Source organism: Rhizobium sp. M10 (assembly GCF_002531955.1).
GTDB lineage: Bacteria > Pseudomonadota > Alphaproteobacteria > Rhizobiales > Rhizobiaceae > Rhizobium > Rhizobium etli_C.
This window is the reverse complement of sequence record NZ_NWTA01000004.1, coordinates 98,914-115,347: the sequence shown is the minus strand read 5'-3', so window position 1 is coordinate 115,347 and position 16,434 is coordinate 98,914. Positions and strand designations below refer to the sequence as shown.

Below are 16,434 nucleotides of genomic sequence, written 5' to 3'. Positions count from 1 at the left end.
AATGCGTCAATTTAACAAGCCGGACAGGGGGCGTTTAGGCCTCGGCCGTCGCATCCGCGGTGCCCGCCAGAGGGTCGTCCTCGAAAGGATCGGCGGCGCGTTTCGGTTTGACCAGCGGTTCGGGGCGCACCGGGTGGGAAAACAGCATGTCGCGCCCGGCCTGCAGCCCTTCGGAGACCTGAAGGGCAAGCCGCGCCTCGTCGCGCTTGCGGATATCCTCGCCGATCTCGTAGGCGTCGACCTCGGCGACGCCGAGCGCCTCCAGCGTCCGCCGTCCGAACAGCAGGCCCGATTCCAGCGTTTCGCGCAGCTCGTAATCGACGCCCTTGTTGCGCAGCTCGATCGAATGAATGCGGTCGTAGGAGCGCACATAGAGCCTTGTGTGCGGATAGTCGGCCTGCACCAGTTCCACCACCTTGTCGGTGATCTCCTTCTTCTGCGTGCAGACGAGCACGATCTTTGCCCGGTCGATGCCGGCCGAGCGCAGCACGTCCTTGCGCATGCCGTCGCCGAAATAGATGCGGAAGCCGAAGGAGGAGGCCTGGCGGATGCGGTCGGCCGAAAAATCGATGACGGTGACGCTGCGCCCGCCGGCAAGCAGGATCTGGGCGGCGATCTGGCCGAAACGCGAGAAGCCGACCATCAGCACGTCGGCGCCCGCACCCTCGAAATCCTCGTCCAGCTCCTCCTGTGCGTCGCCGCTGAGCAGCCGCTTCGAAAGTGCCGCCCCGATCGGCGTCAGCGCCATGGAGAGCGTGACGATCGCCACCAGCAGCGATGCCGTGCTCGTCGACATCAGCCCGGCCGCACCCGCCGTTGTGAACAGCACGAAGCCGAATTCGCCGCCCTGCGGCAGCAGGAAGGCAATGCGGATCGCGTCATCGTGCGGCGAGCCGGAGATCCGGCAGAGCCCATAGATGATGGTCGCCTTGACGGCCATGACGATCGGCACGGCGACGATGACGAAGAGAGCGTTGTCGAAGAGAACGTCGAGCTCCAGCGACAGGCCGACGGCGATGAAGAAGATGGCGAGCAATACGCCGCGGAACGGCTCGATATCGGCCTCCAGCTCGTGCCTATAGGAGGATTCGGCCAGCATCACGCCGGAGAGAAAGGCGCCCATCGCCATTGAAAGTCCGGCAAGCTGCATCAGGCTTGCCGATCCCATGACGACGAAGAGGGCGGCGGCGATCATTGCCTCGCGCGCGCCGGTGCGGGCAATGACCTGGAAGAGCGGCGTCAGCAGGTAGCGCCCGGCGACGACCATAGCCGCGACCGCGCCGACGGCCACCGCGAAATCGGTCAGCGGCGCGCTGCTGCCTTTGTCGCTGCCGTCGAGGACGGTGATCAGCGCTAAGAGCGGCACGATCGCCAGGTCCTGGAACAAGAGCATCGAGAACGAACGCTGCCCGTATCTCGTATTGACGTCGCCGTCGCCCTCCAGGATCTGCATGGCGAAGGCGGTCGAAGACAGCGCCAGGCCGAAGCCGGCTACGATGCTGCCGCGCCAGTCGAGCACTTCAGAAAACCAGGCGAGCGCGGTCAGCACCAGCCCCGTCACCACCACCTGCGCCGTGCCGAGGCCGAAAATGTCGCGCCGCATCTGCCACAGGCGGCTGGGCTTCAATTCCAGCCCGATGATGAACAGCAGGAAGACGACGCCGAGCTCGGCGACGCCGAGGATCTGTTCGCCGTCGGTGATGCCGTGGAAAACAGGACCGATGACGATGCCGGCAGCGAGATAGCCGAGGACGGTGCCGAGTCCGAGCTTCTTGAAGATCGGAGCGGCGACCACCGCGCCGCCGAGCAGCAGGATCGTTTCGGAAAAAAGGTCATTGGGTGCTGACATGCTGGCAATTTCTTTCAGGTGGCGGAAGCATGCAGGCAGTCCCGATAAAGAATCGGCGGCGGCGGCCTTGATGCTTGGGAGAGTGCACAATAAATGGAAGCCGAAGGAAAGGCCAAATCATGTCCTCTGAAATCGATTCCTCGACACTTCTTTCCCGCGCAAGTCAATTGATCGATCTGGCAAGGAAGGCAGGGGCCGACGCCGCCGACGCCGTCGTCGTTCGCTCGCGGTCGCAATCGGTCAGCGTCCGTCTTGGCAAGGTCGAGGGAACGGAATCCTCCGAAAGCGACGATTTTTCCCTGCGCGTCTTCATCGGCAAACGCGTCGCCAGCGTTTCGGCCAATCCGGGCTTCGATCTGCAGGCGCTTGCCGAACGCGCCGTCGCCATGGCCAGGGTTTCCCCGGAGGATCCCTTCGCCTGCCTCGCCGATGAGGCGAACCTTGCGAAATCCTATCCCGACCTGCAATTGTTCGATGCCACCGAGGTGTCCTCCGAGATGCTGCGCGAGGCAGCCCTTGCCGCCGAGGCGGCGGCTCTTGCGGTCAAGGGTGTGACCAATTCCTCCGGCGCCGGCGCATCCGCCGGCATGGGCGGCCTTGTCCTCGCCACCTCGCACGGTTTTGCGGGCAGCTATATGGGCTCCCGTTTCGGCCATTCCGTCAGCGTCATCGCTGGCGAAGGCACCGGCATGGAACGCGACTATGATTTCGACACCCGCCTCTATTATGCCGAGCTCGACGACCCCGCCGACATCGGCCGCCGGGCCGGCGAACGGGTGGTGAAGCGTATCAATCCGCGCCAGGTGCCGACCGGCAAGAACGTCACCGTCATCTTCGACCCGCGTATCGCCCGCGGCTTCGTCGGCCATATCGCCGGCGCGATCAATGGCGCCGCCGTCGCCCGCAAGACCAGCTTCCTGCGCGACAGGATGGGTCAGCAGGTGCTGAAGGCGGGCCTGTCGATCACCGACGATCCGCTGATCGTGCGCGGCCCCGCCTCGCGACCCTTCGACGGCGAGGGCGTGTCCGGCGAGCGGCTGGTGATGATCGAGGACGGTGTTCTGAAGCACTGGTTCCTTTCGACCTCGACCGGCCGCGAGCTCGGACTTCAAACCAATGGCCGCGGCGTGCGCGGCGGCACCGCCGTTTCGCCGTCCTCCACCAACCTTGCGCTGGAACCCGGCGACATCTCGCCGGAGGACCTGATCCGCAGCGTCGGCAACGGCTTCTACGTCACCGAATTGATCGGCCACGGCGTCAACATGATCACCGGCGAGTACAGCCGCGGCGCCACCGGCTTCTGGATCGAGAACGGCGAACTCACCTTCCCGGTGTCGGAGGTGACGATCGCCTCGAACCTCAAGGACATGTTCATGCGCCTGACGCCGGCCAACGACATCGACCGCAAGTTCGGCGTCGCCGCACCCACCTTCGCCATCGAAGGCATGACGCTCGCAGGACAGTGAAAAAGGGCAGAAGGAAACGATTGACGCGATGAGCGATAGGGAAAAGCTCCGCTGGCAGGGCGATCTCGCCTTGATCGCCGAGGCTGCGAGGGAGGCCGGCGCGGTCGCCTTCGGCTTCTTCAACCAGTCTCCCGAGGTCTGGTGGAAGAATGACGGTCGCTCTCCCGTCAGCGCCGCCGATTTCGCCGCCAACAAGACGCTGGAATCGATCCTGCGCAAGGCGCGGCCGGATTATGGCTGGCTGTCTGAAGAAACCGACGACGATGCCGACCGCCTGGGGCGCGAGACGCTGTTCATCATCGATCCGATCGACGGCACGCGCGCCTTCCTCGGCGGGCAGAAGGTCTGGTGCGTCAGCGTCGCGGTCGTCCATCGCGGCCGCCCGGTCGCCGGCGTGCTCTACGCCCCGGCGCTTGAAGAGCTCTACGGGGCCGTCGAGGGCGGCCCGGCGCTGAAGAACGGCGAGCCGCTCACCGTTTCGGCCGCCTTGCCGGAGGAGATGCGCCGCCTGGCGATCGGCGAAGATCTGCTGAAGACCTTTCCATCGGCGTTTCGCGAACAGGTGAGGCGCGAGAAATACATTCCCTCGCTTGCCTATCGTATTGCCATGGTGGCGGACGGACGGCTCGACGGCACGTTCGTCAAGGGCAATTCGCATGATTGGGACCTTGCCGCCGCCGATCTGATCCTGGCTTGCGCCGGCGGCCGCCTCGTCGACCTCGACGGAAATCCGATCGTCTACAATCGCGCCGAAGTCACCCACAAGGTGCTGTGTGCGGCGCCAGCGCCGCGCATCGATGAGTTCCTCGCGGCCTTTGCCGGGCGACGAGACAGTTGACGTTTCCGTCAAAATCCCGCAGATGGGGTGGCGGAGGAGAATGGGCAGAAAGAGAACAAGAAAATGACTGACTCCGGTGACAAGAAGCAGCTTTTGCATCTCGTTTTTGGCGGCGAACTGGAAAGTCTCGATGACGTCCAGTTCCGTGATCTGAAGGGTCTCGATATCGTCGGCATCTTTCCCGATTATGCCACGGCGCTGACGGCCTGGAAGGCAAAGGCGCAGCAGACGGTCGACAATGCGCATATGCGCTACTTTATCGTCCACATGCATCGTTTGCTCGATCCGCAGGAAAAGGCCGGGGGTCACTGACCCCGGCGATCGGCCGCGGCTTGTGTCGGCGGCCTGCCGTTCGTCGCGCCGGGCTTCGTGCATCGGCCGTCCGTCGATCCGGATCGTTTGACGCATTCTGAACAAACTAATCGGCCATCTCGGCCGCAACGATAATCAGGGAATGGGTTTGATGTCGATCGTCTTGGATCGGAGGCTGGCGCAATGAGCTCCCGGATGGCGCGGTTCGGTCTGAGCGCATATCGTCTGGCGGGAACCGTAGCCTCTCCTGTCGTCGGCCTTTATATCACCTACCGCACGGCCAAGGGCAAGGAAGACCGCGCGCGCCGCCTGGAACGCTTCGGCTATCCGAGCGCCAACCGGCCGCAGGGCCCGCTCGTCTGGTTTCATGCCGCAAGTGTGGGTGAAACCAATGCCGTCATTCCGCTGATCCGCGAAATCCGCCGCCGCGATATCCACGTCATCCTGACGACCGGCACCATCACCTCGGCCAGGCTCGCCGCCGAGCGCCTCGGCGATGAAGCGATCCATCAGTATGTGCCGCTCGATCTGAAGCCGTCGGTCAGCCGCTTTCTCGATTATTGGCAGCCCGATTGCGCCATCATCGCCGAATCCGAGATCTGGCCGGCAACCGTGCTGGAGCTCGGCCGCCGCCGCATTCCGCAGATCCTGATCAATGCCCGCATGTCGGACCGCTCCTTTGCCCGCTGGCGCCGCCGCCCATCGATTGCCGAAGCCCTGTTCGAAAATCTTGCCCTCGTCATCGCCCAGTCGGATATCGATGCCGAACGTTTCCGTGATCTCGGCGCCGTTCCCGTCATCACCTCGGGCAATCTCAAGGTCGATACCGACGCTCCGCCCTATGACAGCGCCGTCCTCGCCCGCTACAAGAAGCAGATCGGCGATCGTAAGACCTGGGCGGCGATTTCGACCTTCGACGGCGAGGAGAATGCCGCCGGCATCGTCCATCGCGCCCTGAAGGAACGCGATCGCCAGTTGACGATCATCGTGCCGCGCCATCCCGAACGCAGCGACGAGATCGAGGCGGCCCTGGTCAAACAGGGCCTCAAGGTCGCCCGCCGCACCCGCGACGACGTCCTGTCGGCGGATGTCGATATATTCCTCGGCGATACGATCGGTGAAATGGGCCTTTATCTGCGCCTGACGGAGATCGCCTTCGTCGGCCGTTCGCTGTTTGCCGAAGGCGGCCAGAACCCGCTGGAGCCGGCCATGCTTGGCTGCGCCATCCTCTCCGGCGGCAACGTGCAGAATTTCCGCGAGGCCTATCAGAAGCTCGCCCGCAGCGGCAGCGCCCGCATGGTGCGCGATACCGAAATGCTGGCCAAGGGCGTGCATTACCTTTTGATCAACGACGACGCCCGCCGCAAGATGATCGAAGCCGGCATCGCCACCGTGCACGAGATGCGCGGCGCGCTCACGGCGACGGTGAAGGGGCTGGAACCCTATATCAATCCGCTGACGGTCAAGGCGCGCCTGTTGCCCAAAGCCGTCGCCCAGCTCTGAGGAGGCGCGATGTCGGGCCCGGCGCGTATCAAAGGCATCCTCTTCGACAAGGACGGCACGCTGCTCGATTATGACGAGAGCTGGTTGCCGGTCAATCGCGAGCTTGCCCGCATCGCCGCCGAGGGCGATCCGCTTCTCGCAGACCGGTTGCTCTTGGCTTGCGGCATGGATCCTCAGACCGGTCATATCGTTCCCGACAGCCTGCTTGCTGCCGGCAATACCCGCCAGATTGCCGAGGGGCTCGTCGCCGCCGGCTCGATGGTCGATGTCGGCGAATTGACCGTCCGCCTCGACGATCTCTTTTCCGGCGCTGCCGAATTTTCCGTGCCGGTGACCGATCTCGCCGGCTTCTTCGCCAGGCTGCACCAGCGCGGCTTCAAGCTCGGCGTCGCCTCCAGCGACAATGAACGCTCGATCCGCCAGACGGCCGAACGCTTCGGTTTTGCCCGATATGTCGATTACATCGCCGGCTACGACAGCGGCTTCGGCGTCAAGCCGGAGCCCGGCATGGTGCTCGGCTTCTGCGCCGCGACCGGACTTTTGCCGGAAGAGGTCGCGATCGTCGGCGACAACAATCATGATCTGCACATGGGCCTGAATGCCGGGACGGGACTGAGGATCGCGGTGCTGACCGGCACCGGCTCGCGGGCTTCGCTTGCCGCCGCTGCCGATCATGTGCTCGACGATATAACCGCCATCGAGACATTGCTGCCGGACCTGCAGCCCGCCTAAACCGCGTCGCGGTCTTGGCAAGGACTTGCATTTTCACCGGTTTTGGCTTCTCAATCCGGCCGGTCGAAAAGCAAGGGGCCGGTTCTGAAGCCGGGCAGGGGAGCGGGACGGCAAGATGATATCCGAAGCGCCGCCGTTCTGGTGGAGGAAAGCCGATTGGCGGGCCTGGATGCTGGCGCCGCTTTCCTTTCTCTACGGCCGCGTCGCCGGCTACCGCATGGCCCATGCGCGCCGCGCCTCCGTTTCCGTTCCCGTCATCTGCGTCGGCAATTTCACCGTCGGCGGCGCCGGCAAGACGCCGACGGCGCTGACGATCGCCCGCGCCGCCAAGTCGAAAGGCCTGAAACCCGGCTTTCTCAGCCGGGGCTACGGCGGCTCCCTCGACGTGACGACGGTGGTCGATCCGCAGCATCACCGGGCCGTCGCCGTCGGCGACGAGCCGCTGCTGCTTGCCCAGGAGGCGCTGACGGTGATTTCCCGGCGGCGCATCGAGGGGGCTCGGCGCCTGGTCGCGGAAGGTGCTGACCTGATCATCATGGATGACGGTTTCCAGAGCGCCCGGCTGGCGATCGACTATGCCCTGCTCGTCATCGACGCGACGCGCGGCCTCGGCAACGGCCATATCGTGCCGGCTGGCCCGGTCCGCGCCCCGATCCGCCAGCAGCTGCGCTCGGCGACGGCTTTGCTGAAGGTCGGCGGCGGCCATGCCGCCGACAGGATCGTCCGTATGGCGGCGCGCGCGGCAAAACCTTATTTCACCGCATCGCTCAAGGTGCGCGGCGACGATAGGCTCACCGGCATCAGGGTGCTGGCCTTTGCCGGCATCGCCGATCCCGGCAAATTCTTCCGTACCGTCGAATCGCGCGGCGCCGAAATCACAGTCGCCAAGACCTTCGGTGACCACGAGCACCTGACCGAGGATGAGATCGGCGACATCCTGACGACCGCCGAGCGCCAGGATCTTCTGATCGTCACCACCTCGAAGGATTTCGTCCGCCTCGCCGGCCATCACGGCAAGGCGGCGGAGTTGGCGCAAAAGTGCCGGGTGATCGAGGTCGACATGGTCTTCGACGATCACCTCGCCCCCGGGCTGATCATCGACCGGGCAATTGTCGCCTGCCGCGAGCGGCGCCTGCGGGAGATGAAGGCCGGAAACCCGTAAAGCGCGTCGCGTCAAATATGATTCATGCGACGCGCTTTAACCCTTTGTTTTGATGCATGTCGTTATTCCGGAACCGCTGCACACTTCCGGGCGACATGCATTAAACCGGGATTGGACGGATAGCGGCCTGTCCGTCTCCTGCGCGCGGAAGCGGCAGGCCGCCGTCGAAGGGCGCTATTTCAGCGGCAAAAACAGCTCCGCGACCGCCTCATGCTCCGCCACTTCAGGGAAGAAGTGCAGCCGCTGGCAATAGATCGGGAAGTCGCGCGCTTCCTCCCCGCTGGCCGGCAGCCAGTCGCGATAAAGGTAGAGCGCGGCGGGCTCCAGGTTGTCGGTGTTGCCGACGACGCGCAGCACCGCGCAGCGTCCGCCGGGGATCTCGCCGGCTTTGATCTCACCGCCGTCCGCCTCAATTGGTTTGTCCAGCCCGACACAAAGGTCCACGCTATAATCGGCGGGCGACGCGGGACGCCGCTCGGAGCGCCAGATATTGAAGGTCGGATTTGTCTTAGGGTGCAGGCCGGCCCCCTGGCGCCAGGCGATGAAGCGCTGGATGGTGGCGCCGAGCGTTGCGGGATCGCCCCGATGCTCCATGATCGCCACCGGCGTGGGAGGCACATCGCGGATCGTCACGTCGTCAATGGTAAAAGTCTTCTGCATGAGCTTGCTCCTGGCGTTGTTGAGAGGCCCGAAGGCCACAAGCCACGGCTCCCAGTCGGGAGACTTCCGGAAAGACGAAGGCGATTGGCCGAACCGTTGCCGAAAGGCGCGGGCGAAGCCATCAGGGCCGTCGTAGCCGGCTTCCATCGCTATATCGGTGACGCTTTGGGCATCCCTGTAGGCTAGCTGGTATGAAGCGCGCTTCATCCTGGCGAGCTGGATATAGCGATGCACGGATAGACCAAAGGTCGCCGTGAACTGCCGATGGAAATGATATTTCGAGTAGGCTGCGACATTGCTCAGCGCATCCAGGTCCAGATCATCGTCCAGATGCCGGTCTATGTGATTCAGCACCCGCTGCATGCGGGCATGGTAATTTTGAAGCGCCGCCTTCATCATCCCGTCCTCCGTGGCGGCACCAGCTAAACCTTGGCGGCCATGACGCGCTCGACCGATCTTGCGGTTTTGTCACGGGTCGCAGAACGGCCAAAGGCCGTTTGCGGTCACGCCAATTACAGGAGGAACGGCGAGAATGCTCTAACGCCGCTGGTTCGGCAGCACGCCGGCACGTTTGTCGGCTTCTATCGCCGAGATCACATCGGCATAGGGCTCCTGGCGGGCGACGCTCCAGTAGCGCAGCTCGTCGAGCGGGATTTGTTTTCCGGTCATCGCGCAGACGACGTAGGAGCCGGGCGAGAGAATCTGGAAATCGCCGTCGAGATAGCGGATCTTCGCCTCGCGGTTTCCGTGCCCTTCGAACAAATTCATGCGCTCCGTTCCCTGCTGCCTGTCATGCGTCTGCCATACTCCCGCAACAGCGGCTTTGCCAGCTTTTTTAGCTTCTGCCGAAAAGCCGCTCGATATCGCTGAGCTTCAATTCGATATAGGTCGGCCGGCCGTGATTGCACTGGCCGGAGCCGGGCGTCACTTCCATTTCTCTCAGCAGCGCGTTCATTTCCTCCGGCCGCAGCCGCCGTCCGGAGCGAACCGATCCATGGCAGGCCATGGTCGCCGCCACATATTCGAGCTTGGCCGACAGGCCGGCCGCCGTGTCCCATTCGGCGATCTCGTCGGCAAGCTGGCGGATGAGGCCGTGCGCGTCGACCTCGCCGAGCATCGCCGGCGTTTCGCGCACGGCGATCGCCCCGGGGCCGAAGCGTTCGATCGCCAGTCCCAGTTCCGAAAGCTCGGCCGCATGCTGCATCAGCCGGTCGCAATCCTCCTCGGGAAGGTCGATGATCTCAGGGATGAGCAGCACCTGCGAGGCCAGCCGCTTCGAATGCAGCGCCTTGCGCATCGCCTCGAACACCAGCCGCTCATGTGCCGCATGCTGATCGACGATGACGAGCCCGTCCTCGGTCTGGGCGACGATGTAGTTGGCGTGGATCTGCGCCCGCGCGGCGCCGAGCGGATAGCGTCCGGTTGTTTCGGGAGAGGCCGGTTCGGAAGCGGCCGGCTGGGCCGAAGGCGGCGGCTCGGCCCGCGCCGTCGGCATTGATAGCCCGTCGAAGGACGCCTGCGGCCGTTCACTGAGACCGCTTGCCGGCTGGTAGGGCCGGAAGGGCGAGGTTTCGGCCGACCATGGCGCTTGCGGCCGCTGCGCATAGGATTGGAAGCCGGGGCGGAAGGCGCGCAGCATGTCGCTCGCTCCTGTTGTCGCCGCCCGGCCGCCGTCGCGCGCCAGGGCTTCCCGGATGGCGCCGACGATCAGGCCGCGCACCAGGCCCGGGTCGCGGAAGCGCACGTCGGATTTTGCCGGATGCACGTTGACGTCGACGAGAGCCGGATCAAGCGTGATCGACAGCACCGCCACCGGATAGCGTCCTGAAGGGATCGTCTCGGCATAGGCGCCGCGGATCGCCGAGAGGATCAGCTTGTCCTGCACCGGCCGGCCGTTGACGAAGGCATATTGATGAGCGGAGTTGCCGCGGTTGAAGGTCGGCACGCCGGCAAAGCCGGTCAGCGCGATATCCTCGCGCACGGCGTCGAGGAGAATGGCGTTGTCGCGGAATTCCTTGCCGAGCACCTGCGCCATGCGCGCCAGATGATCTTCGCCGGTCGCCGGAAATTCCAGCGTCGTGCGGTCCGAACCCGACAGCACGAAGCGCACGGCGGGAAAAGCGATCGCCATGCGCTTGACGATCTCGGTAATGGCGCCGGCCTCGGCCTTTTCGCTCTTCAGGAATTTCAGCCGCGCCGGCGTGGCGAAGAACAGGTCGCGCACTTCGACGATGGTGCCGGGATTGGCGGCGGCCGGCCGGAGATGCACGATCTTGCCGCCGGCAACAGTGATCTCGTGGCCGCCGGCGCTGTCGCGCCTGCGGCTGGCGATGCTGAGCCTGGCGACGGAACCGATCGACGGCAGCGCCTCGCCGCGAAAGCCGAGCGTGCGGATATCCTCGAGCGTCTCGGATATCTTCGAGGTGCAGTGGCGCCGGACCGCCAGTTCCAGATCGGCCGCCTCCATGCCGGAGCCGTTGTCGCTGACCCGCAGCAGCGCCTTGCCGCCGCCCGCCGTGGCGATCTCGATGCGCGTCGCCCCGGCGTCGAGCGCATTTTCGATCAGTTCCTTGGCAGCGCTCGCCGGCCGTTCGATGACCTCGCCGGCGGCAATCTGGTTGATGAGCGTTTCGGAAAGCTGTCTGATGGCCATGGGCTATTTTCGGGGATTCGCGGGCTGGAGGGAAGGGGATTTCATAGGCTTTACAGAAGCGTGATCTGCGGCTCCCCAGTTTCGACGATCGGCAGTGTTAAGCCGGTTTTAACAGAAAAATGGCATTTTTATTCATATACCTCCGGAAGCTGCGAAAATCGAACAGATGTGGGACGCAATAGAATGAGTGCCGGCTTCGAAAAGGCGGACACGTCATCGGAAATCGACGGGACTCCCGCCGAGGCCGATCTGCAGACGGCGCTTTTCGATGTCGTGTGCGACGGTCTTTCGGCAGCGTTCATCATATACGACAAGAACGATCACCTGATCTTCGCGAGCCGCCAGATCCTCGAATTCTTCCCGCTGCCGGCCGAGATGCTGAAGCCGGGCACGCGGCTGCGCGATTTCCTGGGCGCGATCTACGATACCGGCGTTCGCCAGCAATATGATGTCAGGCAGGGCGGCTCGCTCAGCCGCGAGGACTGGCTGTCGCAGAAGATCGCCTCGCATTGGCGCGAGCGCTTCGACGCCGTCGAGCGCCATGGCGCCGACAGCTGGGTCCGCTTCGTCAAGCGCAGGCTGCCGGGCGGTTACGGCGTCACCATCGTCTCCGACATTTCCGAGGACAAGAAGCGCGAGGAGCAGTGGCGCTCGGATCTGGAACGGGTGCAGCTCACCGAGGACATTCTCGACAATCTGCCGTTTCCGCTTTTCGTCAAGGACCGCAACCTTACCTATGTCGCGGTCAATCTCGCCTTCTGCGAGAAATACCAGACCACCGCCGACGAGGTGCTCGGGCGCAAGAGCGGCGACCTTTTTTCCCCCGAGATCGCCAAACGCTTCGAAGAGAGCGACCGTCACGTGCTGGAGACCGGCGAAATGTCGGTCTCCCGCCAGCGGCAGATCTCCCGTGACGGCATCGAGCGCGACATCGTTAGCCGCAAGCACCGTATCGGCAAGCCCGGTCGCTATTTCCTGGTGTCGACGACGCAGGACCTGCCGCGCGACGGCGCCGATCTCGAGGAGTTCGACCGCGCCTCGGCGATCACCACCTCCGCCAACCAGAGCTATCGCCGCGCCTATGTGCCGGTGCCGAGCGCGGTGGAGCGCCGCGAGCCGGCGGCGATGGAAGCGATCGTTCCGGAGAATTTTTCCGGCCGCAAGATCCTCGTCGTCACCGCCGACCTCGCCGCCGAGGTCGCGGCTTTGCGCACGCTGTCGAAATACGGTTTCGAATCCTGTTCGGTGCGCGGCGAGGACGAGGAGGAGCGCTTCCTGGAAATCGCCACCTCCTCCGGCATCTCGCTCGATCTCTTGATCATCGACAACCAGATGGGCATGCGCTGCCTCGAGCTTGCCGAGCAATACGGCATCCCGGCGCTCGTCATGGACGGCTTCCAGATCGCCAACGAGCTCACCTTCCAGATCGCTCGCCATTTCAATCGCAACAGCCGCAACAACGGCGCCGGCACGGATGCCGATTGGGAAATCAGCATCTCCGACGACGCGGTCGGCCTGCAGGTTCTCGTCGCCGAAGACAATGATATCAACCAGATCGTCTTCACACAGATCCTCGAGGGCCTCGGTTATCGCCATATGATCGCTGCGACCGGCGACGAGGTCGTGCGCCTCTGGGCCGAACACAGGCCGCAGGTGGTGCTGATGGATATTTCCCTGCCGGGCTTCAACGGCTTCGAAGCCGCGCGCCTGATCCGGCAGATGGAGGAAGCGGGGGCCGCAGCCCGCACCCCGATTATCGGCGTACTCACCCAGGCCTTCGAGCGCGATCGCGCCGAATGCGCCAAATCGGGCATGGACGACGTCATCATGAAACCCGTCAGCCCCGACATGCTCGAGGCGATATTTCAGAAATATTTGGTGGAAGAGGGCGTTCGGGTTCGAACGAGCGCGTGATACTGAAAAATATGGCCGCCTTCTGGTGAAGGCATCCTGCTCTCGCCGATAGCGTCAATCCCTTAAATTTGGGGCGAATCGGGCTGTCAGGGCGACTGATTTACTAGCGAATTGTTAAGAAATGCCGGTCATTCTTTGCTCGGCTGCGGAGGAAAGCTCGGGTTTGGATGATGAAATCGGCGGACATGGCTTCCTTGACCGTGAGTCACAATGAGCTTCAGGCGATGGCCTATACCGATCCGCTGACCGGATTGGGAAACCGCAATCGCATGCGCGAGAAGGTCCTGCAAATTTCCGCCGAGCGCGCCAGCGATCCGGCTCCCTTCACCATCGGCATTGCCAATCTCGACAGCTTCAAGCCGATCAACGATCTTTTCGGCTCCTCGGCCGGCGATGAAATCCTCTGCCAGGTCGCCCATCGCCTCAAGGCCTGCATTCCGGACGGCGCGCTGGTCACCCGTCACGACGGCGACGAATTCGCCTTCGTGCTGCCGCTGATTTTCGAGCGGGCGAGCGCGGAGAAATTCGGCCAGATGATCCGCGAGGTGCTGTCGGCGCCTTATGATCTCGGCGACCGCAACGTCCGTCTCTCCGCCTCCTTCGGCTTTGCCATCTACCCCTTCGCCGGAGAGGACTGCGAGGAGCTGCTGAAGAGCGCCGAAACGGCGCTCTATCGGTCCAAGCGCCGCGGCCGTGGCCAGATCACCGTCTATTCGCGTGAGATCGCCCAGGAGATGAAGCGCGCCACGCAGCTGGAGCAGGCGCTGAGAAACGCCATCATATCGGACGCGATCGACGTGCATTTCCAGCCGATCGTTTCGTTATCAAACAATCAGGTCGTCGGCTTCGAGGCGCTGGCGCGCTGGAACGATCCCGATCTCGGCTTCGTTTCGCCCGGCGTCTTCGTGCCGCTCGCCGAAGAGCGCGGTTTCATTGACGCCCTGTCGGAAACGCTGCTGCGCAAGGCCGCGGAAGCAGCACTTTCCTGGCCGCGCGAACTCTTCCTGTCGTTCAATCTTTCTTCGGCGCAGCTGATGGATCCCGGCACGAGCGGCAGCATCCTGTCGATCCTCGGCCGGGTCGGTTTCGATCCGCATCGTCTGGAACTGGAGATCACCGAGACGGCGGTGATGGGGTCGGCCGACACCGCCCACCGCATCATCGCCGACCTGCGCGCCGCCGGCGTGCGCATCTCGCTCGACGATTTCGGCACCGGCCAGTCGAGCCTCGGGCGCCTGCGCGACTTCATCTTCGACAAGATCAAGATCGACCGTGCCTTCGTCTCGCGCATCAATTCCGACCGCGCCTCCGAACACATCATCAAGGCGATCCTTGCCATGTGCGACGGCCTGGAACTGGAAGTCGTGGCCGAGGGAATCGAGGATTACGCCGAGGCGGTGAAACTGCGCACGCTTGGCTGTGGCATGGGCCAGGGCTATCATTTCGGCCGCCCGGCCGATGGCATCGCCACGCTGCGTTTCCTGCACGAGAACTACTACGACACGGCGATGACCGAGCGCGTCAGCGCATAAGCATTCCGCTTGCCATTGCATTCAATGATACCGCCAACAAAGCAATGGCGCCCCTAGGAGCGCCATCGCCTACGCTATACTACCGCGCGCGGTTTACTTAGGCGTGGTCGAGCCGGTTGCCGTTGTATCGGTACCAGGTGCGGCCGGGGCCTTTTCTGCGGACTGCATTGCCAGCGTCTTGAACTCAGGCGCAGCCTTCAGCGATTCAGCCGTCTCGGTGGTCGTCAGCTTGAGGCTGCCGTCCTGGGTGTTCTGAGCGATGGCAATCTTATCCATCGGCACCGCGACGTTCTTTTCGCCGATGCCCAGGAAGCCGCCGACGCCGACGATCGCAGCAACGATGCCGCCGTCCTTCTTGAGGATGAGGTCGTTGATGCTGCCGATGCTTTCATTGTTGGGGTTATAGACCGACTGGCCGATATAGGTGTTGGCGCTGATCTGATCCGCAGCCTGCTCCGTCAGATAGCTGCCCTGAGCCATATCCGTGCTCGGTGCCGTGGTGGCCGGGGCCTGTGCGGCATCGCCTGCGGGTTTGGTGACGTCAGGGGTTACCGGCTTGGGGGCAGCCGGATCAGCCGGCGCTGTCTGGGTCGGAGCGGCGGGATCCGCAGGCTGCGGCGCGGTCTGCGAGAAGGCCGCCGGTGCGAAAGCCGTGGCAAACAGCGCGCCAGCGGCAACGGTCGTCAAAAGTTTGCGTGTCATTTCGAACCTACTTTCAGTTCCCTAGAGTGATCGCTGACCCGGCAATGGGTATTCCTTGCCGCGCCGGTTCGTAGGGAAAATGAGCGGTGCGCGGATTGGTTCCGGTTGAAAACACGGAAAATTTCTCGATTCTCACGGAACTTTTATCGCGGCATGGCCGCCGAAACGAAAAAAGCGCCCCCACTCGGGAGCGCCTTGAATGGCGGTCGTCAGACGCCGTCCTCAGATGACATAGACGGGATCGAACACACCCTTGACCCCGATGCCGAGTTCGAGCAGCGCGCCGGCCGAGGGCTGGGCCGAACGGGCGTCCTCGTCGAGCCCTTCCCAGGCTGTCGTCACCGCCAGCCGGTCGCCATTGACGCCGATGAAGGCGGGGCAGGATGGCTGGACGGCGGGGACCTTGTAGCGCGAGATGCGCAGACCGTCGGGATTGTAACGATCGACGACGCCGGCGCCCCAGCGGGCGTTCCAGATATAGCCGTCGGCATCGACCACCGAGCCGTCGATGTCGCCTGGCTCATTCATGCTGTCGACGAGCACGATCGGCTCGCCCGCCGGCAGCCCGGTATGCGGGTCGACCATGACGCGCATCAGCCGGTTGATGCGGGAATCCGTATAATAGCCGATCGTGCCGTCGGGCGAGAAGCAGATCGAATTCGGAATGCTGATACCGTTGAAGATCTTCGTCACCTTGCCGCTCGCGACATGATAGATGGCGCCGGCCTGGTTTTCCGCCCGCTTGCTCATCGTGCCGATCCAGAGCGCACCGCAAGGGTGGGTGCGGCCGTCGTTCGAGCGGTTTTCCGGCCGGTCGTTTTCGAGCGCGGCGTAGAAGGTGAGGTTGCCGCTTGCGAGATCGCGCACGAAAAGCCCTTCTTCCGTCGCGATCAGCTGCCGTCCGGCGTCGATGCGGGCCAGCACGCTTGCCATCACCGGCAGCGGGTGCACCTTTTTCTCCCCCGTCGCCAGTCTGAGTTCGTGCAACTCCTTGCCGAGGATGTTGAACCACCAGACCGTATTGCTGTCCGGATCATAGGTCGGCCCTTCGCCGAGGACGGAATTGGTGTTGCAAAGGGTCTTGCCTTCGAACTCGTAAATCTCGGTCATA

Annotated in this window: 14 protein-coding genes; 8 read left to right on the top strand and 6 right to left on the bottom strand. The window is 63.7% G+C overall.

Annotated elements, in window-relative coordinates:
- Positions 1–34 precede the first annotated feature (34 nt).
- A complete protein-coding gene (locus tag CO671_RS08215) occupies positions 35–1,849 on the bottom strand; it encodes a monovalent cation:proton antiporter-2 (CPA2) family protein (RefSeq protein ID WP_097605524.1) in 1,815 nt (604 codons plus the stop codon).
- A 119-nt stretch (positions 1,850–1,968) separates the two neighbouring features.
- Here CO671_RS08215 and CO671_RS08210 point away from each other — a divergent pair, with 119 nt between their 5' ends.
- The 6 genes from CO671_RS08210 to lpxK all read left to right on the top strand — a co-directional run bounded on the left by CO671_RS08210 (position 1,969) and on the right by lpxK (position 7,862).
- The gene (locus CO671_RS08210; RefSeq protein WP_097605523.1) at positions 1,969–3,315 is read left to right on the top strand and encodes a TldD/PmbA family protein; all 1,347 of its coding nucleotides are present in this window, start codon (positions 1,969–1,971) and stop codon (positions 3,313–3,315) included.
- A 28-nt stretch (positions 3,316–3,343) separates the two neighbouring features.
- Entirely contained in the window at positions 3,344–4,153 is an 810-nt protein-coding gene (locus tag CO671_RS08205) for a 3'(2'),5'-bisphosphate nucleotidase CysQ (protein ID WP_097605522.1), read from the top strand.
- A gap of 63 nt (positions 4,154–4,216) precedes the next feature.
- Positions 4,217–4,465 (top strand): DUF4170 domain-containing protein, encoded by a 249-nt coding sequence (locus CO671_RS08200; protein WP_010031177.1) that lies wholly within the window; start codon positions 4,217–4,219, stop codon positions 4,463–4,465.
- Between the two features lie 183 nt (positions 4,466–4,648).
- Positions 4,649–5,968 (top strand): lipid IV(A) 3-deoxy-D-manno-octulosonic acid transferase, encoded by a 1,320-nt coding sequence (gene waaA, locus CO671_RS08195; RefSeq protein ID WP_097605521.1) that lies wholly within the window; start codon positions 4,649–4,651, stop codon positions 5,966–5,968.
- Positions 5,969–5,977: 9 nt separating this feature from the next.
- Positions 5,978–6,700: an HAD family hydrolase gene (locus CO671_RS08190; protein ID WP_097605520.1), complete on the top strand. Its 723-nt coding sequence runs from the start codon at positions 5,978–5,980 to the stop codon at positions 6,698–6,700.
- Between the two features lie 115 nt (positions 6,701–6,815).
- The gene (gene lpxK, locus CO671_RS08185; protein ID WP_097605519.1) at positions 6,816–7,862 is read left to right on the top strand and encodes a tetraacyldisaccharide 4'-kinase; all 1,047 of its coding nucleotides are present in this window, start codon (positions 6,816–6,818) and stop codon (positions 7,860–7,862) included.
- A 174-nt stretch (positions 7,863–8,036) separates the two neighbouring features.
- On the opposite strand, the gene CO671_RS08180 is transcribed toward lpxK, so the two are convergent.
- From CO671_RS08180 to mutL, 3 genes are all read right to left on the bottom strand, one after another.
- Complete coding sequence (locus CO671_RS08180) at positions 8,037–8,918, bottom strand: AraC family transcriptional regulator (RefSeq protein ID WP_097605732.1); 882 nt, start codon at positions 8,916–8,918, stop codon at positions 8,037–8,039.
- 141 nt (positions 8,919–9,059) lie between these two features.
- The gene (locus tag CO671_RS08175; RefSeq protein WP_003588271.1) at positions 9,060–9,290 is read right to left on the bottom strand and encodes a DUF2093 domain-containing protein; all 231 of its coding nucleotides are present in this window, start codon (positions 9,288–9,290) and stop codon (positions 9,060–9,062) included.
- A gap of 67 nt (positions 9,291–9,357) precedes the next feature.
- The gene (gene mutL, locus CO671_RS08170) at positions 9,358–11,175 is read right to left on the bottom strand and encodes a DNA mismatch repair endonuclease MutL (RefSeq protein WP_097605518.1); all 1,818 of its coding nucleotides are present in this window, start codon (positions 11,173–11,175) and stop codon (positions 9,358–9,360) included.
- Between the two features lie 183 nt (positions 11,176–11,358).
- Here mutL and CO671_RS08165 point away from each other — a divergent pair, with 183 nt between their 5' ends.
- Together CO671_RS08165 and CO671_RS08160 are read left to right on the top strand one after the other, a co-directional pair.
- Positions 11,359–13,089 (top strand): response regulator, encoded by a 1,731-nt coding sequence (locus tag CO671_RS08165; protein WP_097605517.1) that lies wholly within the window; start codon positions 11,359–11,361, stop codon positions 13,087–13,089.
- A 167-nt stretch (positions 13,090–13,256) separates the two neighbouring features.
- Positions 13,257–14,621 carry an EAL domain-containing protein gene (locus tag CO671_RS08160; RefSeq protein ID WP_097605516.1) on the top strand — a complete coding sequence of 455 codons (1,365 nt, stop codon included), beginning with the start codon at positions 13,257–13,259 and terminating at the stop codon, positions 14,619–14,621.
- A 93-nt stretch (positions 14,622–14,714) separates the two neighbouring features.
- Here CO671_RS08160 and CO671_RS08155 read toward each other — a convergent pair whose 3' ends face one another.
- Complete coding sequence (locus CO671_RS08155; RefSeq protein ID WP_010033432.1) at positions 14,715–15,323, bottom strand: PRC-barrel domain-containing protein; 609 nt, start codon at positions 15,321–15,323, stop codon at positions 14,715–14,717.
- A gap of 222 nt (positions 15,324–15,545) precedes the next feature.
- The gene (locus tag CO671_RS08150; protein ID WP_097605515.1) at positions 15,546–16,433 is read right to left on the bottom strand and encodes an SMP-30/gluconolactonase/LRE family protein; all 888 of its coding nucleotides are present in this window, start codon (positions 16,431–16,433) and stop codon (positions 15,546–15,548) included.
- Between the last annotated feature and the right edge of the window lies 1 nt (position 16,434).

Bases quoted from the DNA above. Each gene is read 5' to 3' on its own strand.
- CO671_RS08160 (WP_097605516.1), top strand. From the start codon at position 13,257: ATGATGAAATCGGCGGACATGGCTTCCTTGACCGTGAGTCACAATGAG.
- CO671_RS08215 (WP_097605524.1), bottom strand. From the start codon at position 1,849: ATGTCAGCACCCAATGACCTTTTTTCCGAAACGATCCTGCTGCTCGGC.
- CO671_RS08150 (WP_097605515.1), bottom strand. From the start codon at position 16,433: ATGACCGAGATTTACGAGTTCGAAGGCAAGACCCTTTGCAACACCAAT.
- mutL (WP_097605518.1), bottom strand. From the start codon at position 11,175: ATGGCCATCAGACAGCTTTCCGAAACGCTCATCAACCAGATTGCCGCC.
- waaA (WP_097605521.1), top strand. From the start codon at position 4,649: ATGAGCTCCCGGATGGCGCGGTTCGGTCTGAGCGCATATCGTCTGGCG.
- CO671_RS08210 (WP_097605523.1), top strand. From the start codon at position 1,969: ATGTCCTCTGAAATCGATTCCTCGACACTTCTTTCCCGCGCAAGTCAA.
- CO671_RS08165 (WP_097605517.1), top strand. From the start codon at position 11,359: ATGAGTGCCGGCTTCGAAAAGGCGGACACGTCATCGGAAATCGACGGG.
- lpxK (WP_097605519.1), top strand. From the start codon at position 6,816: ATGATATCCGAAGCGCCGCCGTTCTGGTGGAGGAAAGCCGATTGGCGG.
- CO671_RS08180 (WP_097605732.1), bottom strand. From the start codon at position 8,918: ATGAAGGCGGCGCTTCAAAATTACCATGCCCGCATGCAGCGGGTGCTG.
- CO671_RS08190 (WP_097605520.1), top strand. From the start codon at position 5,978: ATGTCGGGCCCGGCGCGTATCAAAGGCATCCTCTTCGACAAGGACGGC.
- CO671_RS08175 (WP_003588271.1), bottom strand. From the start codon at position 9,290: ATGAATTTGTTCGAAGGGCACGGAAACCGCGAGGCGAAGATCCGCTAT.
- CO671_RS08155 (WP_010033432.1), bottom strand. From the start codon at position 15,323: ATGACACGCAAACTTTTGACGACCGTTGCCGCTGGCGCGCTGTTTGCC.
- CO671_RS08205 (WP_097605522.1), top strand. From the start codon at position 3,344: ATGAGCGATAGGGAAAAGCTCCGCTGGCAGGGCGATCTCGCCTTGATC.
- CO671_RS08200 (WP_010031177.1), top strand. From the start codon at position 4,217: ATGACTGACTCCGGTGACAAGAAGCAGCTTTTGCATCTCGTTTTTGGC.